General features: G+C 40.9%; 27 protein-coding genes. 19 read left to right on the plus strand and 8 right to left on the minus strand.

Features of this window, described 5'->3' with window-relative positions; translation table 11 throughout:
- From B4237_RS11365 to B4237_RS11390, 6 genes are all read left to right on the plus strand, one after another.
- The coding region (locus tag B4237_RS11365) for a PadR family transcriptional regulator (RefSeq protein ID WP_286943173.1) at nucleotides 1-444 on the plus strand (444 nt) is incomplete at its 5' end.
- 33 nt (nucleotides 445-477) lie between these two features.
- The gene (locus B4237_RS11370; protein ID WP_286943174.1) at nucleotides 478-774 is read left to right on the plus strand and encodes a DUF3861 domain-containing protein; all 297 of its coding nucleotides are present in this window, start codon (nucleotides 478-480) and stop codon (nucleotides 772-774) included.
- A gap of 11 nt (nucleotides 775-785) precedes the next feature.
- Nucleotides 786-1,064 carry a DUF2798 domain-containing protein gene (locus B4237_RS11375; RefSeq protein WP_286943176.1) on the plus strand — a complete coding sequence of 93 codons (279 nt, stop codon included), beginning with the start codon at nucleotides 786-788 and terminating at the stop codon, nucleotides 1,062-1,064.
- Between the two features lie 186 nt (nucleotides 1,065-1,250).
- Nucleotides 1,251-2,198: a pirin family protein gene (locus tag B4237_RS11380; RefSeq protein ID WP_007478338.1), complete on the plus strand. Its 948-nt coding sequence runs from the start codon at nucleotides 1,251-1,253 to the stop codon at nucleotides 2,196-2,198.
- Nucleotides 2,195-2,593: an OsmC family protein gene (locus B4237_RS11385; RefSeq protein WP_019385280.1), complete on the plus strand. Its 399-nt coding sequence runs from the start codon at nucleotides 2,195-2,197 to the stop codon at nucleotides 2,591-2,593. The genes B4237_RS11380 and B4237_RS11385 overlap by 4 nt, the downstream gene beginning before the upstream one ends.
- 97 nt (nucleotides 2,594-2,690) lie before the next feature.
- Nucleotides 2,691-3,347 (plus strand): glutathione S-transferase, encoded by a 657-nt coding sequence (locus B4237_RS11390; protein WP_286943179.1) that lies wholly within the window; start codon nucleotides 2,691-2,693, stop codon nucleotides 3,345-3,347.
- Nucleotides 3,348-3,409: 62 nt separating this feature from the next.
- On the opposite strand, the gene B4237_RS11395 is transcribed toward B4237_RS11390, so the two are convergent.
- Nucleotides 3,410-4,018 carry an SPOR domain-containing protein gene (locus tag B4237_RS11395; protein WP_004882018.1) on the minus strand — a complete coding sequence of 203 codons (609 nt, stop codon included), beginning with the start codon at nucleotides 4,016-4,018 and terminating at the stop codon, nucleotides 3,410-3,412.
- 327 nt (nucleotides 4,019-4,345) lie between these two features.
- On the minus strand, nucleotides 4,346-6,145 hold the full coding sequence (gene argS, locus B4237_RS11400; RefSeq protein WP_286943181.1) for an arginine--tRNA ligase: 1,800 nt from the start codon (nucleotides 6,143-6,145) through the stop codon (nucleotides 4,346-4,348).
- Nucleotides 6,146-6,679: 534 nt separating this feature from the next.
- Between argS and B4237_RS11405 the strand changes: the two genes are divergently transcribed.
- On the plus strand, nucleotides 6,680-8,377 hold the full coding sequence (locus tag B4237_RS11405) for an NAD-dependent malic enzyme (RefSeq protein ID WP_130133924.1): 1,698 nt from the start codon (nucleotides 6,680-6,682) through the stop codon (nucleotides 8,375-8,377).
- 34 nt (nucleotides 8,378-8,411) lie between these two features.
- Here B4237_RS11405 and B4237_RS11410 read toward each other — a convergent pair whose 3' ends face one another.
- The gene (locus B4237_RS11410) at nucleotides 8,412-9,332 is read right to left on the minus strand and encodes a Dyp-type peroxidase (RefSeq protein WP_286943183.1); all 921 of its coding nucleotides are present in this window, start codon (nucleotides 9,330-9,332) and stop codon (nucleotides 8,412-8,414) included.
- 159 nt (nucleotides 9,333-9,491) lie between these two features.
- On the opposite strand from B4237_RS11410, the gene B4237_RS11415 reads away from it, so the two are divergent.
- Nucleotides 9,492-10,118 (plus strand): LysE family transporter, encoded by a 627-nt coding sequence (locus B4237_RS11415; RefSeq protein WP_026094177.1) that lies wholly within the window; start codon nucleotides 9,492-9,494, stop codon nucleotides 10,116-10,118.
- On the opposite strand, the gene znuB is transcribed toward B4237_RS11415, so the two are convergent.
- Genes znuB through B4237_RS11430 form a run of 3 tightly spaced genes read right to left on the minus strand, consistent with a single transcriptional unit; the run spans nucleotide 10,115 to nucleotide 12,195 of the window.
- Nucleotides 10,115-10,933 carry a zinc ABC transporter permease subunit ZnuB gene (znuB, locus tag B4237_RS11420; protein WP_286943185.1) on the minus strand — a complete coding sequence of 273 codons (819 nt, stop codon included), beginning with the start codon at nucleotides 10,931-10,933 and terminating at the stop codon, nucleotides 10,115-10,117. The two genes, B4237_RS11415 and znuB, sit on opposite strands and share 4 nt — an antisense overlap.
- A 3-nt stretch (nucleotides 10,934-10,936) precedes the next feature.
- A complete protein-coding gene (znuC, locus tag B4237_RS11425; protein ID WP_286943187.1) occupies nucleotides 10,937-11,725 on the minus strand; it encodes a zinc ABC transporter ATP-binding protein ZnuC in 789 nt (262 codons plus the stop codon).
- On the minus strand, nucleotides 11,698-12,195 hold the full coding sequence (locus B4237_RS11430; protein WP_004882003.1) for a transcriptional repressor: 498 nt from the start codon (nucleotides 12,193-12,195) through the stop codon (nucleotides 11,698-11,700). Before B4237_RS11430 ends, znuC begins: the two co-directional genes overlap by 28 nt.
- A 165-nt stretch (nucleotides 12,196-12,360) precedes the next feature.
- Between B4237_RS11430 and B4237_RS11435 the strand changes: the two genes are divergently transcribed.
- The 11 genes from B4237_RS11435 to B4237_RS11485 all read left to right on the plus strand — a co-directional run bounded on the left by B4237_RS11435 (nucleotide 12,361) and on the right by B4237_RS11485 (nucleotide 22,858).
- Entirely contained in the window at nucleotides 12,361-13,200 is an 840-nt protein-coding gene (locus B4237_RS11435) for a metal ABC transporter substrate-binding protein (protein WP_061393535.1), read from the plus strand.
- Nucleotides 13,201-13,370: 170 nt separating this feature from the next.
- Nucleotides 13,371-13,769, plus strand: a complete 399-nt coding sequence (locus B4237_RS11440) for an ATP synthase subunit I (protein WP_286943190.1) — start codon at nucleotides 13,371-13,373, stop codon at nucleotides 13,767-13,769.
- 98 nt (nucleotides 13,770-13,867) lie between these two features.
- Complete coding sequence (gene atpB, locus B4237_RS11445) at nucleotides 13,868-14,743, plus strand: F0F1 ATP synthase subunit A (RefSeq protein WP_004674085.1); 876 nt, start codon at nucleotides 13,868-13,870, stop codon at nucleotides 14,741-14,743.
- 82 nt (nucleotides 14,744-14,825) lie between these two features.
- Nucleotides 14,826-15,071, plus strand: coding sequence for a F0F1 ATP synthase subunit C (gene atpE / locus B4237_RS11450; protein ID WP_000424060.1), 246 nt, complete (start codon nucleotides 14,826-14,828; stop codon nucleotides 15,069-15,071).
- A gap of 39 nt (nucleotides 15,072-15,110) precedes the next feature.
- Entirely contained in the window at nucleotides 15,111-15,581 is a 471-nt protein-coding gene (locus tag B4237_RS11455; RefSeq protein ID WP_004881997.1) for a F0F1 ATP synthase subunit B, read from the plus strand.
- Nucleotides 15,582-15,592: 11 nt separating this feature from the next.
- Nucleotides 15,593-16,129 (plus strand): F0F1 ATP synthase subunit delta, encoded by a 537-nt coding sequence (locus B4237_RS11460; protein ID WP_286943193.1) that lies wholly within the window; start codon nucleotides 15,593-15,595, stop codon nucleotides 16,127-16,129.
- Between the two features lie 42 nt (nucleotides 16,130-16,171).
- Nucleotides 16,172-17,716 carry a F0F1 ATP synthase subunit alpha gene (gene atpA / locus B4237_RS11465; RefSeq protein ID WP_004881993.1) on the plus strand — a complete coding sequence of 515 codons (1,545 nt, stop codon included), beginning with the start codon at nucleotides 16,172-16,174 and terminating at the stop codon, nucleotides 17,714-17,716.
- A 77-nt stretch (nucleotides 17,717-17,793) separates the two neighbouring features.
- Complete coding sequence (gene atpG / locus B4237_RS11470) at nucleotides 17,794-18,663, plus strand: F0F1 ATP synthase subunit gamma (RefSeq protein ID WP_007478603.1); 870 nt, start codon at nucleotides 17,794-17,796, stop codon at nucleotides 18,661-18,663.
- A gap of 30 nt (nucleotides 18,664-18,693) precedes the next feature.
- A complete protein-coding gene (atpD, locus tag B4237_RS11475; RefSeq protein ID WP_004680053.1) occupies nucleotides 18,694-20,088 on the plus strand; it encodes a F0F1 ATP synthase subunit beta in 1,395 nt (464 codons plus the stop codon).
- A gap of 17 nt (nucleotides 20,089-20,105) precedes the next feature.
- The gene (locus B4237_RS11480; RefSeq protein WP_004881989.1) at nucleotides 20,106-20,525 is read left to right on the plus strand and encodes a F0F1 ATP synthase subunit epsilon; all 420 of its coding nucleotides are present in this window, start codon (nucleotides 20,106-20,108) and stop codon (nucleotides 20,523-20,525) included.
- 152 nt (nucleotides 20,526-20,677) lie between these two features.
- Entirely contained in the window at nucleotides 20,678-22,858 is a 2,181-nt protein-coding gene (locus B4237_RS11485; RefSeq protein ID WP_286943197.1) for a hypothetical protein, read from the plus strand.
- A 27-nt stretch (nucleotides 22,859-22,885) separates the two neighbouring features.
- On the opposite strand, the gene B4237_RS11490 is transcribed toward B4237_RS11485, so the two are convergent.
- Together B4237_RS11490 and B4237_RS11495 are read right to left on the minus strand one after the other, a co-directional pair.
- Nucleotides 22,886-23,485, minus strand: a complete 600-nt coding sequence (locus B4237_RS11490; RefSeq protein WP_278596000.1) for a hypothetical protein — start codon at nucleotides 23,483-23,485, stop codon at nucleotides 22,886-22,888.
- Nucleotides 23,486-23,629: 144 nt separating this feature from the next.
- Nucleotides 23,630-23,968 carry an RcnB family protein gene (locus B4237_RS11495; RefSeq protein ID WP_278596001.1) on the minus strand — a complete coding sequence of 113 codons (339 nt, stop codon included), beginning with the start codon at nucleotides 23,966-23,968 and terminating at the stop codon, nucleotides 23,630-23,632.
- Between the last annotated feature and the right edge of the window lie 161 nt (nucleotides 23,969-24,129).

Below are 24,129 nucleotides of genomic sequence, written 5' to 3' on the forward strand. Positions count from 1 at the left end.
TTTGAATCAGGTCGCATGAAACTGTTAGTGCTGCATCTCATTCAACAAAGCCCGAAACATGGCTATGAAATTATTAAAGAAATTAGTGATCTAGTGGGGGACGGATATACGCCTAGTGCGGGAACGATTTATCCAACATTAACAAACTTGGAAGAAATGAATTTTATTTCATTGCTAGATGCAGAGCGTAAGCAATACCAAGTCACTCAGCTTGGTGAGGCTTACTTGCAAGAGCAGCAAGATAAGCTTCTAGCATTGCTAGAAAAACTAAGACTTAGACGTGAAATTCATAATAACGATCAGCTCATTGAGATTCATCGAGCAATGGAAAACCTTAAAACAGCATTGCGACTCAAACTCAATATTACTGATTTACAGCAAGAACAGATTTACCAAATTGCTGAAAAGATCGACCAAGCAGCGATAGCAATTGGCCGTTTATAAATACCTTATCCAATATCAATTTAGAGAAAACTTATGAAACAACATCAATACCATGTTACCGTGCAACATTTGAAAGATGCGAAAGGACAGGCTTCAACGTACACCGAGCGCTTAGAGTTTTACACAGGCAATCATGATGATATTTTTCAAATTGTTGAACGCTTAAAAAGAGCTGAATTTTTTGATGATCAAACTACTAAATCTTTTGCTGTGGGCTTAAAGCTTTTTAGTGAAGTCATGTTGGAACATAAAGATCACCCATTATTCGAGGAGTTCTTACCGCAGTTTGGTCAGTTCATGAAAAATCTAAAACAACACGTAAAGAAATAGGCTTAATCAATATGGATGCAAATAGCGTGCAACAAACAAAGAAGTCATTGTTTTCTAAATTACCTGCAAAATACGCTGCTTGGGTTATGCCATTGATATTGTCAGGATTGATGAGTGCCACATTATCATTCATGAACTTACTGATGAATATAGGGTTGATAGATGGTTTTGCAATGAAATGGCTGTCAACTTGGCTATTCTCATGGTTGATTGCCTATCCCGTGGTCTTGATTTTCTTGCCATTCGTAAGACGTTTAACCAGCCTGATTGTAGATATGACACCGCAATAAACTAGTGTTATATAGATCAATGTATTTAAGTTTAAATGTATGAGGAATGAAATGAATTAGTGGAATTTGGATTGTCTCATGGATGGCACTCAGCGTATTACCAAAAGACTATATAGAAGCTAGATTGTGTTGTTAAGATCAATAAAACAACTCATTGCAATAGCATAGGTAAAAGAGAGCGAGATCATGAGCAATAATAATGATTACGATATTTCAGATTCAAAAGACTGCGAAACCTACATCAATCAATTTATTCAAGACTTTAAAATTCGTTCCGCAGAAATTGGCAAGGGGACAGTGATTAAGCGGGCTTTACCTAGCCGCAATAAACGTTTAGTTGGGGCATGGTGTTTCCTTGATCATGCAGGGCCCGTGAGTTTCCCTGCTGGAGATGGCTTGGATGTTGGGCCGCACCCCCATATTGGTTTGCAAACGTTTACATGGATGATTGAAGGCACCATGATGCATACCGATAGTCTTGGTTCTAAACAGTTGATTCGTCCAAAACAGGTCAATCTCATGACCGCGGGGCATGGGATCTCACATACTGAAGTTGCACCAGATACAGAAACCAAGATGCATGCAGCACAGCTTTGGATTGCTTTGCCTGATGATAAACGCAATATGGATCCGAAGTTTGAACACTATCCAGAATTGCCTGTGGTAAGTAAAGATCAAGTTGAATTTACTGTGTTGGTTGGTGATTTCTTAGAGACAGTTTCACCAGTGCAAGTCCATACACCATTGGTTGGTGTGGATCTCACGGCACAAGCTAACACCAAAACTCGTATTCCACTCAACCCAAAATTTGAATATGCCTTCATGGCATTAGAGGGGACAGCACGCGTAAATGGGCATGAATTGGATGCGGATAACATGGTGGTGTTGGAAACAGGCTTAACGGAAATAGAAGTTGAACTGACGCAAGGACATCGTGTGCTATTGATTGGTGGCGAGCCATTTGAATCACCGATCTTACTGTGGTGGAACTTCGTTGGACGCACCATGGAGGATTTGCAACAAGCTCGTGAAGATTGGATTAATCATGATGCACGTTTTGGTGAGATTCCTGATTATCAAGGTAAGCGATTGGAAGCACCTGTATTGCCTGAGCAAATGAGGGCTTCAAAATGAGTATTATCGCAAGTTCAAAAGTCCAAACATTTGCTGAACCTTGGAAAGGTGAAGTCACAAGTGGCAAACATCATTATTTGACAGATAAACCTGAATCTTTTGGTGGCCATGATACTGGGCCAGCACCTTATGATTTTCTAACAGCAAGTTTAGCATCATGTACCATGATCACCTTGCGGATGTATGCACAACATAAGGAAATCGAGTTGGGGGAGTTTGCAGTGGAGGTCGATTTCTATACTAATCGTGAACAGCAAGAGCATATTGAGCGTCGAGTAATATTTGAACAACCTATTTCACAAGACTTAAAAGAAAAACTTCTCAATGTCTGTAGCAAAACCCCTGTTACTAAAACTTTGTTACGTAGTTTAGACATTCAGACCATGATTCTTTAAGTTGATAGTGCTATTGTGCTTTGGCAAAACATAATTCTAAACGCAACTGTTAGAGGGACTAAAAACGGCAGTTGCGTAGCACAAAGCAGGCACAAAAATGATTACCTTACATTATCTACAATGTTCTCGTTCATTCCGAATATTGTGGGCGTTAGAGGAACTTGGTATCGATGATTATCAAGTTGAGCTTTATCAAAGGACCTCAAGTTACGCAGCTCCAGAAGATCTCAAGCAAATTCATCCGCTTGGGAAAGCGCCAATTTTAGTTGATGATGGTGATGTGATTGTTGAATCTGCTGTGATCTTGGATTATTTACAGCAACGATATGATCAGCAACAACAATTTAGACCGCAAGATTTGAAAGATCAGCGCCAATATTATTATTGGATGCATTATGCAGAAGGCTCTCTCATGCCTTTATTGGTCATGACCTTGGTGATGAATAATGTCAGCAAGCATGTGCCTTGGATAGTTCGACCAGTTGCAGAAAAGATTACCGATGGGGTTAAGGCTGGATTTGTCCGTCCTCGTGTCAAAGAACATGTTTTGTATCTTGAGCAATATTTATCAAAGCATGATTACTTTGCAGGTGAATTTTCATTTGCGGATATTCAGATGGCATTTCCTCTGATTGCATTACAAAAGCGTTTACATGGAAAATATCCAAATATTCAAGCCTTTGTACAGCGTATTCAACAGCGTCCAGCCTTCCAAAAAGCTGAGCAAAAAAGCCTTGATTCCGAATGCTCGTAATGTGGTGATCAAAACAAAAAAAGGAACGATTTATCGTTCCTTTTTTATGTTCTATGTTGTGATTAACGCTTAATGACGATTGAATCAATTCCGCTATGTTGTAGTGTTTGTTGTGCGGCTAAAGCAGCATCTTGGCTATCATAAGGCCCTGAAAAAACACGATACCATGTTTGACCATTTTCGACAGTTTTTACCACATCCGCAGACAAGCCATTCAAAATAATCTCCGCGCGTCGAGCATCAGCACTATCAGGATCAGGATAGCTGCGAACCTGTAAAATATAAGTTGCTGCGACGGGTGTAGTCGGCTCAGTTGGTGTTAGTGTTGCTGAATCTTCGGTTGTCGTCGTTTCAGGCTTAGGTGATTCAATAATGACCACGTTGCCTTCTTGCTTGGTTTCAGGAACAGCTTGTTCTGGAATAGGTGTAACTTGTTGCTGTGGAAGCAAATCATAGAAGCGGTAGTCTTTGTTAGTATCTTCTTCTTGATAATGTTCAGAGGTCACTTGTGTTTTTGTTGGGACGGGTTGCCAAGGTTGCCAAAGCATCAGCATGACGGCAACACATAGGATCGCTAGAATTGCCACAAGCATTCCTAGCCACTTGGGAATAAGTGGTTTCTTGGGCTTATTTGGTCGTTCAGATACACCACGTTGCGTTTTTCCAAACACCTGAAATTCCTCTTGATCCTATTATGTTATTTGTAACTTGAATCTTCTGAGAAACAAAGCACTATCTGTAAAAAATAATGCTTTGTTTGTCGTATTTTTATCAATATATCGTCTGGTGAAGCGGTTGAGAAATCAACCGCAAACGAATGACGATATCAAAATGCTGGCGAGCAACATTGTTTTGAGCATAGCTTTTGCTAATTACATCGCTACGCGGGCATAGCCCTTGTCTTGCGACGATGTACAAAGCGTTACTTTGCTGATTACATCACTACGCGAGCATAGCTCTTGTCTTGCAGTCATGTGTGAAGCCCTCGCTTCACTTTATTACATGGCTTCAGGTGCAGACACGCCTAAAAGCTCTAAACCATTGCGTAATACTTGCTGTACGTTAACTGAAAGTAGTAAACGTGCTTGAGACAACGGAATATTTGTTTCATCAACAAATTTTACGCCATCTTGAGCATACCAACCATGAAATAGTGCTGCTAAATCTTTCAAATAATTGCCAATTTGGTGCGGTTCACAAACGTTTGCTGCACGAATAACAATCTCAGGGTAAGCTGCTAATTTCGCTAGAATTTCTGTTTCTGTGTCTAAAGTTAAAAGATCAGCAACTTGGCGTGCAGTTGCGACATCAAATGCAATTTCTTTTTCTTTAGCACGGTTAAGAATACTGTTGACACGCGCATGTGCATATTGGATGTAATACACAGCATTGTCTTTACTTTGCGAAACGGCAAGGTCTAAATCAAAGTCGATGTGTTGTTCAGATTTACGCATCACGTAGTAGAAACGCGCCGCATCGTTGCCGACTTCTTTACGCAAATCACGTAAAGTCACGAACTGACCTGAACGAGATGACATTTGTACCATCTCACCGCCACGCCATAAACTGACGAATTGAACTAAAAGTACAGTCAGTTTTTTTGAGTCATAACCCATTGCGTCGATTGCAGCTTTCACACGTGAAATATAACCGTGGTGATCAGAGCCCCAAATATCAATGAGGTCTGTATAGCCACGTTGTAGTTTATTCAGGTGGTAAGCAATATCAGATGCAAAATAAGTAGTTTGACCATTACGACGTTTAACAACACGGTCTTTCTCATCGCCAAATTCTGTCGATTTGAACCAGATGTTGCCCTCTTTTTCGTAGAGGAAACCACGTTGGTCAAGTGTTGCTAATGCTTCATCAATCTTTTCTGTCAATGATGCTTCGCTAAACCATTTATCAAAGGTCACACCAAAGTCAGCAAGGTCATCTTTGATATCATCTAAGATCGCGTGTAAAGCTGCTTGATGGAAAACACGATAGCCTAAGCCTAACTGCTGTTGCGAGTTTGCGATTAAACCATCGATATGTTTCTCTTTGTCGCCTGAAAGGACAACTTTATTGCCTTCCGCATCAAGTTCTTCGGCGTATTGAACATCTTCAGGAACATCTTTATAGATATCGGCAACAGGGCGTACATGCGCATCGCCATCTTTATCAATAATGCTCTGAGCGATCTCTTTTACATAGTCGCCTTGGTATGCATTTTTAGGAAAGACCAGTGTTTGACCTGTAAGCTCTAAATAACGTAAATAGGTCGATGTTGCCAAAATATCCATTTGGCGACCAGCGTCATTGACATAGTATTCGCGATCAACTTTAGCGCCAGTTGCTTCTAATAAGTTTGCAACGGTCATACCGTATGCTGCGCCACGACCATGACCCACGTGTAGGCTAGAGGTCGGATTTGCAGAGACAAATTCAACTTGGATTTTCTTGGCTGCATTGGCTTGGCTGCGACCGTATTGATCTTTTTGTGCTTGAATTTGATCAAGCACAGCAAAACGTTGGTCTGCATTTAAAAAGAAGTTGATAAAACCAGGACCAGCAATTTCAGCTTTGGTGATATCAGCGACCTCAGGGAGTGCCGCTAAGATTTTTTCAGCAAGATCGCGAGGTTTCATACCTGCTGCTTTTGAGCCGATCATTGCAATATTTGAAGCAAAGTCACCGTGACTTCGGTCTTTGGTACGGGTTAAATGGCTCGTGTTTGTCCAATCTGAAGGAAGTACCCCTTGTTGTTGAAGGGATTGCACCGCATGATCAAGAGCTGCTTGTATTGCCGTATTCATAGTTACCGAAATAAATGTCGCGGAAAAACGCTAAATATAGCAAATTTCGCCCCATTTAGGGGAGACATTTCCGCTGTAAATGCATAAATTTGGTAATTCATTGCCCTTTAGAGTGGAGCGTGCTTTGAAAGTTTTTGTATGCTGATAATGAGAGATTTAATGATTAGATTCTGCTCATTCTCAATTGATAAATGATGAGGAAAGGAAAGAATTGGAAATACGTGAAATATAAAATGAATATTTCGAAAATGGATTTTGGTATTTTTAAATAAAATGATTTAAATACAAATTAAAGATTAAAGAAAAGTGATGGAAGGATAAGGTGTTTATATCGTATTTCTGTAAATGTTTGAAATAAAAGTATTTGCTTGGATTGTTTTTGTAGTATGTTTTTATTGAATACTCAGCAAAATGAGTATCACTTTTTAAAATACCATTTTTATGAGAAATGGCCTTAAGCTTATAGGTACAAAGCATTTTGCAAAGTATGAAAGACATACTTTTCAGATGCTAAGCAGGCAAATGAGATAGGCAATGACATCAGGAAACCCAAATAAACACTCTCTTTACATCCCTTATGCAGGTTATACACTTTTAGAGTTACCACTACTCAACAAGGGTTCTGCTTTTACCCAAGAAGAACGTAGCAATTTTAATTTACACGGTTTACTGCCTCATATTATTGAGACCATAGAAGAACAAAGCCAGCGCTCGTATCAACAGTTCTGTGCATTTAATGACGATATAAATAAACACATCTATTTGCGCAATATTCAAGATACTAACGAAACGTTGTTCTATCATCTGATCGAAAATCATTTAGAAGAAATGATGCCAGTGATTTATACGCCGACGGTGGGTGAAGCATGTCAGCGTTTCTCGGATATCTATCGCCGCCATCGTGGTATTTTCATTTCATATCCAGATCGCGATTTTATTGAAGATATTTTGCAAAATGTGAATAAAAACAATGTAAAAGTCATTGTGATTACGGATGGTGAGCGGATCTTAGGTTTGGGTGACCAAGGGATTGGTGGTATGGGTATCCCAATCGGTAAGTTGTCACTTTATACCGCTTGTGGTGGGATTAGCCCAGCTTATACGCTACCGATTACCATTGATGTTGGAACCAATAATCAACAGCTGCTAAATGACCCGATTTATATGGGATGGCGACAGCCACGTATTAGCGGTGATGAATATTATGATTTTGTCGATAAAGTCATTACTGCAATTAAGCGTCGCTGGCCTAAAGCCCTAATTCAGTTTGAAGATTTTGCGCAAAAAAATGCGATGCCGCTTTTAGAAAAGTATCGTGACAAAATCTGCTGCTTTAATGATGATATTCAAGGCACGGCTGCGGTTTCAGTCGGTAGTTTATTGGCAGCGAGTAAAGCTGCTGGCAAGCAGTTAAAAGATCAGGTTGTAACGTTCTTAGGTGCTGGCTCAGCAGGCTGTGGCATCGCAGAGCAAATTATCCTACAAATGGTGGCAGAAGGTCTGACAGATGCTGAAGCGCGTGCGCGTGTATTTATGGTGGATCGTTTTGGATTAATTACTGAAAATCAGCCAAACTTACTCGATTTCCAACGTAAGTTAGCGCAAAAGGCCGAAGTTGTAGAGCAATGGGCAAATATCGATGAAGTGATTTCATTGATGGATGTTGTACAGAATGCCAAGCCGACGGTATTAATTGGTGTTTCTGGGCAACCGGGACTCTTCACTGAACAAATTATTAAGACAATGGCACAGCATTGTGAACGTCCTATCGTGATGCCTTTGTCTAACCCAACCTCTCGTGTTGAAGCTGTTCCAGCAGATATCGTGCAATGGACGGAAGGGCGAGCCTTAATTGCAACAGGTAGTCCATTTGCTCCAGTGAACTATCACGGTAAGTTGTATCACATTGCACAATGTAATAACTCTTATATTTTCCCGGGTATCGGTTTGGGTGTTGTAGCGAGTGGTGCGACTCGAATCACTGAGAATATGTTGATGGCATCGAGTCGTGCATTGGCAGATTGCTCACCATTGCTTCAAGATCCGCAGGCTGATTTATTACCATCATTAGGTGAGATTCAAAGTGTTTCAAAAGTGATTGCGTTTGATGTTGCAAAAGCTGCAATTCAGGATGGTGTTGCTGTGATGATCAATGATGAGTTGCTGAAACAAAAAATCGAAGAGTCTTTTTGGCATCCAGAATATCGTCGCTATAAGCGAATTCCATTCTAACTAGAACGAAAAAAGGAGCTTAAAGCTCCTTTTTTTATGCCTCTAAAACTTCTTCGAGTAGCTCATCACTAGGTGCAAAATAATACGCGCCATCGATTGCCGTAGTGAAATGTAATAGGCGATCATGGATACCGTCACCGGATGTGCCAAACATGCGCTGTAACATGGCATCGATAATGGTTAAGTCATTGGTATAAGCCACGAAAAATAAACCTTGCTCACCATTACCATCGCCATAAGGCAGGCTGTGGCGTAAGATTTCCATTTCTTCACCTTGTTCATCTTCAACCACGGTTCGAGCAACATGTGCATTTTCAGGTTTTACGTCATCATCTAACTCGATTGATTCAAGTTTGGTGCGACCAAAAACATGCTCTTGTGCATCGACTTTGAGTTTTTGCCATTTCGCTAAATCATGAATATAGCGTTGAGCAAAGATAAAGCTGCCATCTGCAAAAGTATTGGCTTGTTCAGGAAGCAGCGCCGTTTCAGCACGATCATCTGGGAACTGAGGGTTTTCAGTACCATCAATAAAGCCTGTCATATCACGACCATCAAAGAATCGGAAGCAGGCACGCTCATCTAGAACTTCAACTTTATCCTGAATGCCGTGAAAGAAAGCTTGGCTAATTGCAAAACAAATATCTGCTCTTGCACTGGCAATATGAATAAATACATCCGCAGGAACGACAGGCATATTAAAAGCACCTTGCTGAGGATCAAGTTGCTTAAAGCCCTGAGGCGTTTCTGAATAAAGTTTTGCCCAAAGCTCAGGACCAAAAGCGATGGCTGTTTTAATCTGATCATTTGGATGCTGGGTAATTAAACGGTCACGAGTCGATAATAATGCTTCAATTTGTTGTTTTAATTCAGAAACAGTTAAATCTTTTAAACGTAAAACAATAAAACGTGCATGATCAGAAGGTAATGGAAGAATGACAGATTGAGCAGTCATTAATATCTCCTCAGTTATTTTTAGAAAGACGACAAAAAGAAATATTGTGCCTGATGTTGTTGCTGCTTAATAGTTTATTTATTCTTTTTTACTGTATGAAATAGCAGCGAATTGCGGTAATAAAACGGTATAATTCCACTTTTATTTGTCTGTTTAATTATGGCCTTTCAAGTGTGGTTTGCCTTCATGTTGGCGTGTTGGGTGATTAGTCTCTCTCCGGGAGCAGGTGCTATCGCATCGATGTCGAGTGGTTTGAACTATGGTTTTAGGCATGGTTATTGGAATGCTATTGGTCTTCAACTGGCTTTAATCATTCAAATTTTGATTGTTGCAGCAGGGGTGGGGGTGCTTTTTGCCACAACGCCTTGGGCATTCCAAGTCGTGAAATGGTTTGGTGTGATTTATTTGTTGTATTTGGCTTATGCGCAGTGGACTGCACCTGTTCAAACGATTGATATACAAACTGAACAGAAAAATACATCAGCTTCGGTATTGGTCTTCAAAGGCTTTATCGTCAACATGAGTAATCCTAAAGCGATCGTCTTTTTATTGGCGGTACTGCCGCAGTTTTTAGATTTAAGTCGACCACAATGGCTGCAATATCTGATCATGGCAATCACGATGGTGATGATTGATTTGATCGTGATGGCAGCTTATACAGGACTCGCATCAAAAATATTGAGGTTACTTCGCTCACCAAAACAACAAAAATATTTAAATCGTAGTTTTGCTGTAATGTTTAGCTGTGCGGCGGCGTTGCTGAGTGCCATTCAGCAAGCGAGTTAATCACTTACTGACGAAGGTGCGATTGATTTAAATTTTTGCGCTGCAAAAATTGCTGCGAAAGTAAGTGCCATACATAACACAATGCTTAAACCTGTTGCGATATTTAAGGCAGCACTCGACCATAGACCGACAGTTACGCCAAATTGTGCTAAAACAAAAGCCCAAATCACCATTTGTTTGGGGGAATGCGCGAGTAAACGGGCACTTAATGCAGGAATAACCAGTAGTGCGCCCATAAGCAATGAGCCAACGGCACGTAAAGCGAGAACCGTAAATAATGCGAGTAGCAACATAAAGATCAGGCGTTGCCAGTGAGCATTGACCCCTTCACTCATGGCAATATCTGGATCAATCGCAATTTGAATTTGTGCAGACCAAGCGCGGTAGAGTACGACAAGTGCAGCACTGATCACGATTGCAAACATGGGTAAATCAGCCCATTCGATACTTAATAGATCACCAAATAAATAGCTGAGTAATTCAGGACGTAAGCTCGGCACTTGCTGAATCAGTAGTAAACCTGAACACAGGAGTGTGGCTGAACAGAGTGCAAGCAGTGCATCATTGGGTAAGCGTGAATCATGCAAAATCCATAAAATTGCCACTAACAGCGCGGCTAAACAGCCAACCCCTAGCCAAAAGGGTAAATGTAGAATTCCTGCGATTGCCACACCGAGCAAAGTACCGTGTGCCATCGTGTCGGCAAAGAAAGACATTCTTCGCCATAGCATCAGACAGCCGAGAGGGGCGGTGAGAAAAACTAACAGACTCCCCATGATCCAAGCAGGTAAGAGCAGTTGTAACCATTCCATCATGGCTTAGACCTTTGGTTCAGGGTGAATATGTGGGCGAGGGTCATGTGAACAAGGTTCGGCATGGTCGCTATGTCCACAATGATTATGGTGATGCTGATAGAACATTCGTTGTGTACCAAAAATCGCTTGATACTCTGGATGCTGCTGGATGCTCTCAGGTAGACCGCTACAACAAATATGTTTGTTTAGACATACAACACGATGAGTACCTTGCATCACCCATTGTAGATCATGGGAAACCATCAGCACAGCACAACCATAACGTTCAGGTAGGCTACGAACATATTCATAAAGTTCAGCTTCGGACTGAATGTCTAAACCTTGCATGGGCTCATCAAGCACTAAAATGTCAGGTTGGCGGAGTAAAGCACGAGCTAAAAGGACGCGTTGACGTTCACCACCTGAAAGTTGCTGTACCTTGGATTGCTGTAGTTTTTGAATACCTGTATCGCGAACAATTTCTTGACGAAGATTACTTTCGCAAACTTCTAAATCCAGTAGATCTTGCACACGTAAAGGAAGGCTAGCAGAAGGGTTAAACTTCTGCGGTACATAAGCCATTTTTAATTTTTTAGAAAAATGAACCTTTCCTTTATTTGGCGACATAATGCCAAGCAAGATTTTAATTAATGTTGATTTGCCAGCACCATTCGGGCCGATAAGCGTCACAATCTCTTTTGCCTGTAAAGCGAAATCGACATTACGCAAAATTTCTCGTTCATCTCGACGAACAGAAATATTCTCTAATCGAATAATGGGCGGTGTTACTGGTGTGTGCTGCACTGATGACATTTTCCTGAAATCTCAATAATGCTGTGTTGAGCAGAAAATTGGTCTGAGGCAGCAAGTTGATCAAGTTGTTGAATTAAGCCTTGAGCCGAAGCTTCTTTTACAGAATGACATTCAGTACATATTAAGAATGCAGCCTGATGTCCTTCGCGCGGATGACAACATGGAATATAGGCATTAATAGAAGTCAGGCGATGAATTAAGCCTTTTTCTAATAAGAAATCCAATGTTCGATAAACTGTAGGTGGGGCAGCAGGGCGATCTGCTTGACCTTTTATTTTTGCCAATAAGTCATAAGCACCCATTGGTGCAGAGGCATTTAAAATGAGTTCAAGCACTTCTTTACGTAAAGGTGTGAGGCGTGCGCCAACCGCAGTACAAAGAATCTCTGCTTCAGCAAGTCGAGCTTTGATATCATGATGGCCGTGAACACCGTGTAAAGCATTATCATGTTCATGTGAACAAGAACTCATAAGTTGTCCTCATTGTTTTGCAGCTATCATACCATGCAAATCATTTATAACTATCTATATATAGTAGACATCACGATAGGTAGCTGGGTGTAGCAAAAAATAGACGTAGGCAATCATCTACTTTTGTTATATTATAACATGCTTCGCTTTTTGAGTAATACTGTGATGTCCCGCCTTCTCATTTTTGTTTTCGTTTCGATGTTCAGTACATGGGGGTGGACGCAAAGTTTAGTTGTGTCAACACATCCAATTTACTTGATTGCGAAAGAAGTGACCAAAGATGTAGAAGAGCCTGTGTTGCTATTGGGTGATCAAAGTGGTCATGATGTACAACTTACACCAGCACATCGTAAGGCAATTCAAGATGCTTCTTTGGTGATTTGGTTGGGCAAGGTTCATGAAGCACCCTTAGAAAAACTACTTGGGCAGAACAAAAAAGCGATTGCACTTTTAGACTCAGGCATTTTAACAATTTTACCGCTACGTAGTTTGCGTGGTAATGCTTTACCGAATACGATTGATAGTCATGTGTGGCTAGAGCCAAATAATGCCGTTCGTATTGCGTTCTTCATCGCGACTTTACGTGGGCAACAGTATCCAGAAAATAAGGCAAAATATCTTGCCAATGCCAAAGACTTTGCTCAGCAGATGTTACAAGCATCACAACAATTCGATAGTTCGAATAAAGCCAAGCCATATTGGTCTTATCACGATGCTTATCAATATCTTGAAAGAGCCTTAAATCTAAAATTTTCAGGTGCGCTTACGGATGACCCTCATATTGCGCCAACAGCTGCTCAAATAAAATACTTAAAAGATAACCGTCCGAAGACACAAATGTGTTTATTGGCTGAAATTTCAGCAACACCAAGTCAATATCAGAAACTGAACCCATTAGTTTTCGAGTCAGTCGATGAAAGTATGCGTGGAGAAGACAATTTCGTGACTGCTTGGAAAAAATTGGCTTCAAAAACCGATAAGTGCGTATTAAGTGCGCAAAAATGATGAAAAAAATAAAAATGAGTTGACTCTATCGTCAGAAAATATGGTAACGAAAAAAGCAGACTTAAGTCGAGAAAAGATTGCATGTTCAGGGGTGTAACTCTATAATGCCTGCGATTCGAAACGATCATCAACAAAACTTGTCAAGCAGTTACGCTGTAAGTGGGTAAAAAATGAGCCGAACTAGTCGCATGATTGACCGACGATTAGCAAAAGCTTTGGTCTTCTTACAAGCATGTATGATTCCTGTTGCAGCATTACTTGCATGGGCGATTAAAGATACAACTGCCGCGTTAAGTGCTGCGCTTGGAGCTTTGGTATGTTGGTTGGCACATTGTTATTTTGCTTGGCAGTCGTTTAGAACGGCAGGCGCTAGAGCATCAAAACAAGTCATGCTGAACATGTATCGAGGGATGCTTGGTAAGTTTACGATTGTGATCGTGGGTTTTATATTAATTTTGAGCAATGTTAAACCGCTGTCACCGGTTGCATTGTTTAGTGGATTTATTCTCGTACAAGCGATGTCGTGGGTCGCGCCATTTTGGGTGTCGCGACTACAAAAACGAGGGTAAAACACATTTGAGATTTTTGGGTGTAGAAGCGGGGTCATTGCAGTCCGCAAGATTCGTTTCTCTCCTTTTTAATGATTGACATTGACCAGGTGTGATTTATGGCTGCTGAAGAACATGCCCTGACTTCGACCGAGTATATCAAGCATCACTTGACCAATATGACCTATGGCAAAATGCCTGATGGTACATGGAAGTTAGCTGAGACTGCTGAAGAAGCTCAATCGATGGGGTTCACTGCAATTCACTTGGATTCAATGGGTTGGTCTATCGGACTTGGTGTGATTTTCTGTTTGTTGTTCTGGACAGTTGCGAAAGCTGCAAATGCAGGTGTTCCAACTAAATTCCAGTCTGCAATTGAAATGATTATCGAGTTTGTAGACTCAAGTGTACGTGATACTTTCCACGGCAAATCACGCTTAATTGCTCCTTTATCATTGACCATTTTCGTGTGGATTTTCCTCATGAACGCAATGGACTTGATTCCTGTTGACTGGATTCCTTATCTAGCTCAACAAATTGGTGCAAGCGTATTTGGTATGGACCCTCACCACGTTTACTTCAAGGTTGTTCCATCTACTGACCCTAACATTACTTTAGGTATGTCATTGTCAGTATTTGCGTTAATTTTGTTCTATAGTATTCGTGAAAAAGGGATCGGCGGTTTCGTCGGTGAATTGGCACTTAACCCATTTAACCCAAGTAACCCAGTTGCAAAAGCGTTATTGATTCCAGTGAACTTAATTTTGGAATTAGTAACTTTCCTTGCTCGTCCAGTTTCGTTGGCTCTACGACTGTTCGGTAACATGTATGCGGGTGAGTTGATCTTCATCTTGATCGCATTATTGCCGTTCTGGATCCAGTGGGCGTTATCTGTGCCTTGGGCTATCTTCCACATTCTTGTAATCACGCTGCAAGCATTTATTTTTATGATGCTGACCATCGTTTACTTGAGCATGGCAAGCGAAAAGCATTAATGGTATTGCCTAACTATCACCTGATGGTTGGGCTTAAATTTTAGTTTAATTTGGTAATAACCTAACCTCTGAGGAATTTTTCATGGAACTCACTTTAGGTCTAGTTGCAATTGCATCTGCTATCTTGATCGCTTTCGGTGCTTTAGGTACTGCGATTGGTTTCGGTCTTTTAGGTGGTCGCTTCTTAGAAGCTGTTGCTCGTCAACCAGAATTGGCTCCACAACTTCAAACTCGTATGTTCTTAATCGCGGGTCTTCTTGATGCTGTGCCTATGATCGGTGTTGGTATTGGCTTGTTCTTCATCTTCGCTAATCCATTTGTAGGTTAATAGCTTAATTCCTAAATCCACATATTGAGGAATAGCGAAATGAATATCAACCTCACATTGATTGGTCAAGCAATTGCATTTGCGATGTTCGTCGCATTCTGCATGAAGTTTGTTTGGCCACCACTAATCAATGCGATTAGTGAGCGTCAGCGTAAAATTGCTGATGGCTTAAATGCTGCTGAAAAAGCAAAAGCTGACCTTGCTGATGCGCAAGCACAAGTTAAGGCAGAATTAGACGCAGCAAAAGCACAAGCGGCTCAATTGATCGAACAAGCGAACCGTCGTGCAGCACAATTGGTAGAAGAAGCTCGTACCCAAGCATCAGCTGAAGGTGAGCGTATTCGTCAACAGGCGAAAGAAACTGTTGATCAAGATATCAATGCTGCTCGCGAAGAATTACGTCAACAAGTTGCTGCTTTGGCAGTTGCTGGCGCAGAAAAAATTCTGAACCAACAAGTTGACGCAGAAGCTCATAATGCCATGCTGACTCAGCTGGCTGCTAAACTTTAAGCGAGGCGAATATGGCTGAACTCTTGACGTTAGCACGCCCTTACGCCAAAGCAGCATTTGCTTATGCATCTGAGCAGAATGCAACTGACGCTTGGTCAAATGCGTTACAACTGCTCAGTGCTGCGGTGCAAGATGAAGCATTTTCCGCTTATTTAAATCGCCCTGAGCTGACTCCTGCGGAACAAGTAGGTCTTTTTGCTAAGGTTTTAGGTGAAGATCAATCTCAATCAGTGTCGAACTTTTTGACACTTCTTGCAGACAATGATCGTTTAACTTTATTGCCTGAAATCGAAGTAGAATACGAATTACTTAAATCGCAGAACAACAACACATTGGAAGTAGAAGTTGAATCTGCTTTCCCAATTGATGCGACACAAGAGCACATTTTGGCTCATGCGCTTGAAAAACGTTTCAACAGAACAGTTCATGTTACTGTTAGCGTTAATCCAGCGTTAATCGCAGGTGTTGTGATTCGTGCAGGCGACCAAGTGATAGATGACTCTGCGCTTAACAAGCTTGAAAAAATGCGGACTCGTCTTCTTGCGTAATTGCAAAAAGACTGAACTTAAAAAAGATTGAGGAATAGCGCAATGCAACAACTGAATCCATCCGAGATCAGTGCGCTCATTAAACAGCGTATCGGCGATCTGGACACCAGCGCGACCGCTAAGAACGAAGGTACCATCGTCATGGTATCTGACGGTATCGTGCGTATTCACGGTCTTGCGGATGCAATGTACGGTGAAATGATCGAATTCGACGGCGGCTTATTTGGTATGGCACTGAACCTAGAACAGGATTCAGTGGGTGCCGTTGTTTTAGGTAACTACCTAAGCCTGCAAGAAGGTCAAAAAGCTCGTTGTACAGGACGTGTATTAGAAGTTCCAGTTGGTCCTGAACTTCTTGGCCGTGTCGTAGATGCTTTGGGTAATCCAATTGATGGTAAAGGCCCTATTGATGCAAAACTTACTGATGCTGTTGAAAAAGTAGCACCAGGCGTAATTTGGCGTCAGTCTGTCGACGAACCTGTTCAAACTGGTTATAAATCAGTTGATACCATGATCCCTGTAGGTCGTGGTCAGCGTGAGTTGATTATTGGTGACCGTCAAACTGGTAAAACAGCAATGGCGATCGATGCGATCATCGCTCAGAAAAACTCTGGCATTAAATGTGTATACGTTGCGATTGGTCAAAAACAATCAACAATTGCAAACGTTGTACGTAAGCTAGAAGAAACTGGCGCTATGGCGTATACAACTGTTGTCGCAGCTGCGGCAGCTGATCCTGCAGCAATGCAGTATTTAGCTCCGTACTCTGGTTGTACAATGGGTGAATACTTCCGTGATCGTGGTGAAGATGCGTTAATCATTTATGATGATTTGTCTAAGCAAGCTGTTGCTTACCGTCAAATTTCATTATTGTTACGTCGTCCACCAGGTCGTGAAGCGTATCCAGGTGACGTATTCTATCTTCACTCTCGTCTTCTTGAACGTGCTTCTCGTGTTTCTGCTGACTATGTTGAGAAATTCACTAACGGCGAAGTTAAAGGTCAAACTGGTTCTTTAACTGCATTACCGATTATTGAAACTCAAGCTGGTGACGTATCTGCATTCGTACCTACAAACGTAATTTCGATTACTGACGGTCAGATCTTCTTAGAAACATCATTATTCAACGCAGGTATCCGTCCTGCTGTGAACGCGGGTATCTCTGTATCTCGTGTTGGTGGTTCTGCTCAAACTAAGATCATCAAAAAATTGTCTGGTGGTATCCGTACCGCTTTAGCGCAATACCGTGAATTGGCTGCGTTTGCTCAGTTTGCTTCTGATCTTGACGAAGCAACTCGTAAGCAACTTGAACATGGTCAACGCGTAACTGAGTTAATGAAGCAGAAACAATATGCTCCTTACTCTATCGCTGACCAAGCTGTTTCTGTATATGCATCTAACGAAGGCTACATGGCTGACGTTGAAGTGAAGAAAATCGTAGACTTTGATACTGCGTTAATCTCTTACTTCCGTTCTGAACATGCTGCGTTAATGCAACAGATCGATGAAACTGGTGATTACAACAAAGACATCGAAGCAGCGATCAAATCAGGTATTGAGAGCTTCAAAGCGACTCAAACTTACTAAGTTTATCTTTAGTTAAGTTTGGTTCACGGATCAACCTTCGAAGGCTCGAAAGAGCTTTCGAATACTAGGTTAAGCGTATGGCAAATTTAAAAGAAATTCGCGCCAAAGTAGCTAGTATCAAGAGCACGCAAAAGATTACTCGCGCGATGCAAATGGTAGCTGCTTCGAAAATGCGTCGTGCGCAAGAGCGCATGGCTCAGGGCCGTCCGTATGCCGATAATATGCGCCGTGTAATTGCTCACTTGGTACAAGCAAACCCTGAATATAAACACCGTTATATGGTTGACCGCCCTGTTAAGCGTGTTGGCTATATCGTCGTGTCTTCAGATCGTGGTTTGGCAGGTGGCTTGAACATTAACTTGTTCAAGAAAGTTGTGCAGCATGTCAAAGCACAACAAGAGCAGTCAATTGAAGTTGAATTTGCTTTGATTGGTCAAAAAGCGGTTTCGTTTTTTAAAAGCTACGGCGGTAAAGTGCTTGGTGCAACTACCCAACTTGGCGATGCGCCAAGCTTGGAACAGTTAACTGGCTCAGTACAAGTCATGCTTGATGCATTTGATAAGGGCGAATTAGATCGTATCTACCTCGTATCAAATGGCTTCGTTAATGCAATGACTCAGCAGCCTAAAGTAGAACAACTTGTTCCTTTAGCACCAGCAGAAGAAGGCGATGATCTCAACCGTACTTATGGTTGGGACTATATCTACGAACCAGAAGCAGAAGAATTGTTAAATGGTTTGTTGGTTCGCTATATCGAGTCTATGGTTTATCAAGGTGTGATTGAAAACGTTGCATGTGAGCAGTCAGCTCGTATGGTCGCGATGAAAGCAGCGACAGACAACGCAGGACAATTGATTAAAGACCTACAACTCATTTACAACAAGCTGCGTCAAGCCGCGATTACTCAGGAAATTTCCGAGATCGTTGGCGGTGCCGCTGCCGTTTAACATTATTAAGTTTGAATTGAGGAGACAGCAATGAGTAGCGGTCGTATCATTCAGATCATCGGCGCGGTTATCGACGTCGAGTTTGAGCGCAATAGCGTTCCTAAGATCTATGACGCTCTCCAAGTTGACGGTACTGAAACTACTTTAGAAGTTCAGCAACAGCTTGGCGATGGTGTTGTTCGTACCATCGCAATGGGTTCTACAGAAGGTCTTAAACGTGGCCTTAATGTAACTAGCACAAATGCACCGATTTCTGTTCCTGTAGGTCCTGCTACGCTTGGTCGTATCATGGACGTATTGGGTCGCCCAATCGATGAAGCAGGTCCTGTAGCGACTGAAGCGCGTTTACCGATTCACCGTCAAGCACCTTCTTATGCTGAACAAGCAGCTTCTACTGATCTTTTAGAAACTGGTATTAAAGTCATCGACTTACTTTGCCCGTTCGCGAAAGGTGGTAAAGTTGGTTTATTCGGTGGTGCGGGTGTTGGTAAAACCGTTAACATGATGGAGTTGATCAACAACATCGCTAAAGCGCACTCAGGTTTATCTGTATTCGCTGGTGTTGGTGAGCGTACTCGTGAAGGTAACGACTTCTATCACGAAATGAAAGATTCTAACGTTCTTGACAAAGTAGCAATGGTCTACGGTCAGATGAACGAGCCACCAGGTAACCGTTTACGCGTAGCGTTAACTGGTTTGACTATGGCTGAATACTTCCGTGATGAAAAAGACGAAAATGGTAAAGGTCGTGACGTATTATTATTCGTCGACAACATCTACCGTTATACACTTGCAGGTACTGAAGTATCAGCATTGTTAGGTCGTATGCCATCTGCGGTAGGTTACCAACCAACACTTGCAGAAGAAATGGGTGTTCTTCAAGAGCGTATTACGTCTACTAAATCTGGTTCGATCACATCGATCCAAGCAGTATACGTACCTGCCGATGACTTAACTGACCCATCACCTGCAACAACGTTTGCTCACTTAGATGCAACAGTAGTATTGAGCCGTGACATCGCATCTTCTGGTATTTATCCAGCGATCGATCCACTAGACTCTACTTCACGTCAGTTAGACCCATTAGTTGTTGGTCAAGAGCACTATGAAATTGCACGTTCTGTACAGAACGTATTGCAACGTTATAAAGAGCTTAAAGACATCATCGCAATCTTGGGTATGGATGAGTTAGCTGAAGAAGATAAATTGGTTGTTTACCGTGCGCGTAAAATCCAACGTTTCTTCTCTCAACCATTCCACGTAGCTGAAGTATTTACTGGTGCTCCTGGTAAATTAGTACCGCTTAAAGAAACGATTCGTGGCTTTAAAGGTCTATTAGCTGGTGAATACGATCACATCCCAGAACAAGCGTTCTATATGGTTGGTGGTATTGACGAAGTGATTGCTAAAGCTGAGAAACTCTAATTTAAGGAGATCATCTCATGGCGACTATGCAATGTGATGTCGTAAGTGTTAAAGAGTCGATTTACTCTGGACAAGTTACGATGTTAATCGCAAAAGGTGCGGGCGGTGAATTAGGTATTTTACCTGGACATGCGCCACTCGTAACTTTACTCCAACCGGGCCCGATTCGTGTTCAGTTGGAAAATGGTACAGAAGAAATCGTTTATGTATCAGGCGGTGTGTTAGAAGTTCAACCTCATGTTGTTACGGTGCTTGCAGATACTGCAATCCGTGCTGACAACTTAGATGAAGCAGCAATTTTAGAAGCTCGTAAACAAGCTGAACAATTGCTTGCAAATCAAAAGAGTGATTTGGATTCTGCCGCTGCACTTGCTTCGCTTGCAGAAACTGCAGCTCAGCTCGAAACGATTCGTAAAATCAAGAATCGCGCACTTTAATCAGTGTTGATTTAAGATTGAGAAAGCCACCGTAAGGTGGCTTTTTTATTCGCCAAAAACATAATAAGATGGTGCTTTAGAGAAATTATTAAGTTGTCGATCTCAGTTTTTATTTAATAAATAGCGCTTATAAAAATTCGATTAGGAAGTGTATGTTAGCAAGCAATGTCTTAAAGTTGCGTTTAGATCGCATTGAACAACAAGGGCATCATTTATCCGTAAAAGATCAATTGAAGCTCGTGACATTGGCTCAACCTGAATTAACAGCAAGTTTTTATACTCAAATCTTTCATCAGATATTACCGAAGCATTGGTCTTTTCAACATCATACAGCCGAAGATATTCAATGTTCGTTAAGACTCATCCGTCTTATTGATCAAGTCTTTATTCCTCATTATTCAAAACATGCGTATCGTTATGGATGGTTTGAGCAAGGATTACTGTTTAGATTGCAATATGCCAAGCAAGCATTTAGCGCCAGTGAGAGAGCTGAGATCATTACACATTTAGATCAATGTAAAGATAGCGCATTGAAGTTGAGTATCTTGAAACAGATCAAGGATGAATATGACGATATTCAGCTGACGCTTGCTTTGGCTGAGTTGTCCTATCGTTTAGCAGATTGGTCAACGGCAATAGAAAACTATCATGCGCTGTTACAACAGCAACCTGTGCAGCCTGAACAGGTTTATTACAACTTTATTCATTGTCTTTTAAGTCGAAATCATTATGTGAATGAGCAAGGGCACAGTGATGTGGTTGAGGCCTTAGAACATTTAGGAAACTTAGATCAAATTCAACAACAAGCACGCTATCAGCAGCTCACTCATTGGGCAGTGTCATTGATCTTGCCTGAAACTTTACAAGCTGAAGCAATTAATGAGGAAAATCCTTTTTCTGATATTCAACAAAAGCTAAAAGAGATTGGTTATTCACTCAATCATTGGCTATCAGCAGATGAATTTCGTATTCCATATTATAAAAACATTGTAGAAATAGCACCTAAATTGCTTAACAATCAAGAAATTGTGATGCATTTAGATCGCCACAAAGTTGCAAATCATGCGTTGCAGACCATCTTTTCAGATCGTGATTTGAAATTAGTGAGTGGTGTTAACGCTTCGAGTCATAGTCTTGGATTCATTTGGAATTATTTACAGATTAACCCATTAGTTTTAGATGCTCTAGTTACAGCCTCAAATGGTGAACCAGAAGCATTTTATAATTTAAAACAAATTCCAGCGCCAAATTTCGATCATCAAGCTGCTCTGTTACAACTTTCATCCTATCTCGCAAAACAGCAAGTGGCTTATAACTTAACGCAACAAGGGCATAGCATTGAGTTTGTAGAACATGCTCATTTAGCTGGTTTTGATCTGATTGTTGATGGAACGCCAATGCAGGTGAAATGTAGTTTGGAGCGGGAGAGCATTGAGAATTTTGCAAAAAGTCATCCACATATTGCGATCATTGTGAATATTGAGTTGGCAGATTTACAAGAACATTATCCATCCGTCTTTGCTGATTTAGCGCTGAGTTATGAGTCTGTACAACGCACGGCACAAAATAGTCTGCAAGGTTCAGGACATGTAGATGACTATCTGCCTGTTCCTTTGATGAATACTGGTTTTGCAGTTTATCGAAATTTTCATACAACTCGGCATCAAGCATCGATCAGCCCTGATTGGCAGTATAAGCAGAATCAATCTTTGGTAAAAAATAGTTTGGCTATTGGTGCTGCAATTGGTGGCATTGTTTCAGGTTCGATTGGCGCTTTTGTGGTAGGTGGTTTTGCAGTTTATCGAACATGGCGAATTCAAAAAATAGAGCAGCGTAAGCCCTTACAAGAAAAGCAGCAGTTGTTAATGCAACGTGATCATTTGATGTACTTGCTCGTCGATTTTGCAGAGTGGTTCAATCACAATTTATTGAAATACCGTGTTGATTTATATGCTTATCAACTAAGACAAATTGAAATGAAGTTAATGGGTAAAATCCCTGAACTTGTACTTTCTACGACGTTATTTGCTTATAAATTTGAAGCACATCAGCGTGCTGAAAAATTGTATCAATGGATTGAAAAACAACTGGCACACGACAATCCAAAATATAGGATTCAAGCGGGTTGGGTGGCATTGGCACAATCCAGTCAATTTATATCGATCGAACTAAAACAACGTGTTCAAGAACTTAATCTTGAGTTGGAAAAATATAAAAAAATGACTCAGTATGGCCTGACACTCTCGTCTTTAGAGCAATCGGATGCTCATAGAAGATTACATCAGCAAATGACCGCGATGGATAGGCGATTTAAAGTTCCATCGCAATCTTAGTATTCTTATTAGTTTGAAAATGAAAGTTTATGCTGCTGAGTTTTGAGTGTTATTGGTACTCTTCAAAACTAAGCTTGCTAACTTCACCGTATCCATTTGGATAGTATTCAATTGTTTCTCAATCTGCTCAAAGTTGATTTTAGCAAGATCAAATTGACCATGAAGCAACGGCATGTTGAGTAACTGTTGATTGGCAACGAGAAGATTTTGGCGAATTTGATCAATTTCATTACTTTTTAAATTAAGTGAAAGCAACGTATCGTGTAGACCATGCAATTCTTGATTTAGATCGCCTGACGTTGCTTTCAGTTGTTGCACATTTTTATTTTGAATTGCTTGTTCTAAGCTATTTTGAGATTGTTTTAGCAAAGCAATATAGTCATCAGTTTCGAGCTGTAATTTTGCAATATCACGAGCAATATTCAACATATTCCCTCTGCTTAGATTTTGCGTGTCTTGAGCAGAACTCGATTGAATAATTTCATCACTCATATTTTGTTCAGTACTCTGCTCTGATTGGATATTTGTATGATCTTCTTGTGGTGCTTGATCACAACCAGTCAAGACAAATGCTGATAGCAGTGTAATGCTTGAAAGAAGGGCTTTGATAGAGAATTTATCCATCATGGCTAAACGAACACCAGATCATAAAAAGGACGCTCACTATAATAAAAAAGTGTGGAGAGGGAATGGGTTTTTGCAAAGAGCAAACAATTTGTAAATAAAAAGGACAGTCACGATGAACTGTCCCTTGTGTACTACTTTAGATCATTAACCATTTAAAATTTTGATAATCGAATGGTTTAAGACATTAATTAAAATATAGTCACCATTCACCTTGATCCATTGCTGGTTTTTAGCAGGTTTATGCAGGTGTTTGTATTGGGCGTAGTTAATTTTATAACCATGTCCGCGATATGCACTTGGAACTTTCTGTCCTACTTTCCAGTCTTTAGACGGATGAACTTTATTCTTTTGTGCATTTGAATGTTGAGGTGCTTGAGAGTGTTTAACGACTTTTTGTGGTGTATGGTCATGTGGTGCAGCAAAAGCAGGAACAGCGATTGCTGTAGATAACGATAAGATTAGAATTTTAGCAATATTTTTCATGGTTCACCTATATGTGAAGGAAGTGCCGATGAAATGATTTAAACCTAAAGTTGCTAAAATAATGTGGATGCGGTGTTCGAAAATGATAAAACTATGCATAAATAATGGATATAAAAAAAAGCATGTTAAACATGCTTTTCTTGGGTATGGAAAATATAAGG

The sequence above is a fragment of the Acinetobacter sp. UBA6526 genome (assembly GCF_002434875.1).
Classification (GTDB): Bacteria; Pseudomonadota; Gammaproteobacteria; order Pseudomonadales; family Moraxellaceae; genus Acinetobacter; species Acinetobacter venetianus.

Bases quoted from the DNA above. Each gene is read 5' to 3' on its own strand.
- B4237_RS11370 (WP_286943174.1), top strand. From the start codon at position 478: ATGAAACAACATCAATACCATGTTACCGTGCAACATTTGAAAGATGCG.
- B4237_RS11375 (WP_286943176.1), top strand. From the start codon at position 786: ATGGATGCAAATAGCGTGCAACAAACAAAGAAGTCATTGTTTTCTAAA.
- B4237_RS11380 (WP_007478338.1), top strand. From the start codon at position 1,251: ATGAGCAATAATAATGATTACGATATTTCAGATTCAAAAGACTGCGAA.
- B4237_RS11385 (WP_019385280.1), top strand. From the start codon at position 2,195: ATGAGTATTATCGCAAGTTCAAAAGTCCAAACATTTGCTGAACCTTGG.
- B4237_RS11390 (WP_286943179.1), top strand. From the start codon at position 2,691: ATGATTACCTTACATTATCTACAATGTTCTCGTTCATTCCGAATATTG.
- argS (WP_286943181.1), bottom strand. From the start codon at position 6,145: ATGAATACGGCAATACAAGCAGCTCTTGATCATGCGGTGCAATCCCTT.
- B4237_RS11405 (WP_130133924.1), top strand. From the start codon at position 6,680: ATGACATCAGGAAACCCAAATAAACACTCTCTTTACATCCCTTATGCA.
- B4237_RS11410 (WP_286943183.1), bottom strand. From the start codon at position 9,332: ATGACTGCTCAATCTGTCATTCTTCCATTACCTTCTGATCATGCACGT.
- B4237_RS11415 (WP_026094177.1), top strand. From the start codon at position 9,492: ATGGCCTTTCAAGTGTGGTTTGCCTTCATGTTGGCGTGTTGGGTGATT.
- znuB (WP_286943185.1), bottom strand. From the start codon at position 10,933: ATGATGGAATGGTTACAACTGCTCTTACCTGCTTGGATCATGGGGAGT.
- znuC (WP_286943187.1), bottom strand. From the start codon at position 11,725: ATGTCATCAGTGCAGCACACACCAGTAACACCGCCCATTATTCGATTA.
- B4237_RS11430 (WP_004882003.1), bottom strand. From the start codon at position 12,195: ATGAGTTCTTGTTCACATGAACATGATAATGCTTTACACGGTGTTCAC.
- B4237_RS11435 (WP_061393535.1), top strand. From the start codon at position 12,361: ATGTCCCGCCTTCTCATTTTTGTTTTCGTTTCGATGTTCAGTACATGG.
- B4237_RS11440 (WP_286943190.1), top strand. From the start codon at position 13,371: ATGAGCCGAACTAGTCGCATGATTGACCGACGATTAGCAAAAGCTTTG.
- atpB (WP_004674085.1), top strand. From the start codon at position 13,868: ATGGCTGCTGAAGAACATGCCCTGACTTCGACCGAGTATATCAAGCAT.
- atpE (WP_000424060.1), top strand. From the start codon at position 14,826: ATGGAACTCACTTTAGGTCTAGTTGCAATTGCATCTGCTATCTTGATC.
- B4237_RS11455 (WP_004881997.1), top strand. From the start codon at position 15,111: ATGAATATCAACCTCACATTGATTGGTCAAGCAATTGCATTTGCGATG.
- B4237_RS11460 (WP_286943193.1), top strand. From the start codon at position 15,593: ATGGCTGAACTCTTGACGTTAGCACGCCCTTACGCCAAAGCAGCATTT.
- atpA (WP_004881993.1), top strand. From the start codon at position 16,172: ATGCAACAACTGAATCCATCCGAGATCAGTGCGCTCATTAAACAGCGT.
- atpG (WP_007478603.1), top strand. From the start codon at position 17,794: ATGGCAAATTTAAAAGAAATTCGCGCCAAAGTAGCTAGTATCAAGAGC.
- atpD (WP_004680053.1), top strand. From the start codon at position 18,694: ATGAGTAGCGGTCGTATCATTCAGATCATCGGCGCGGTTATCGACGTC.
- B4237_RS11480 (WP_004881989.1), top strand. From the start codon at position 20,106: ATGGCGACTATGCAATGTGATGTCGTAAGTGTTAAAGAGTCGATTTAC.
- B4237_RS11485 (WP_286943197.1), top strand. From the start codon at position 20,678: ATGTTAGCAAGCAATGTCTTAAAGTTGCGTTTAGATCGCATTGAACAA.
- B4237_RS11490 (WP_278596000.1), bottom strand. From the start codon at position 23,485: ATGATGGATAAATTCTCTATCAAAGCCCTTCTTTCAAGCATTACACTG.
- B4237_RS11495 (WP_278596001.1), bottom strand. From the start codon at position 23,968: ATGAAAAATATTGCTAAAATTCTAATCTTATCGTTATCTACAGCAATC.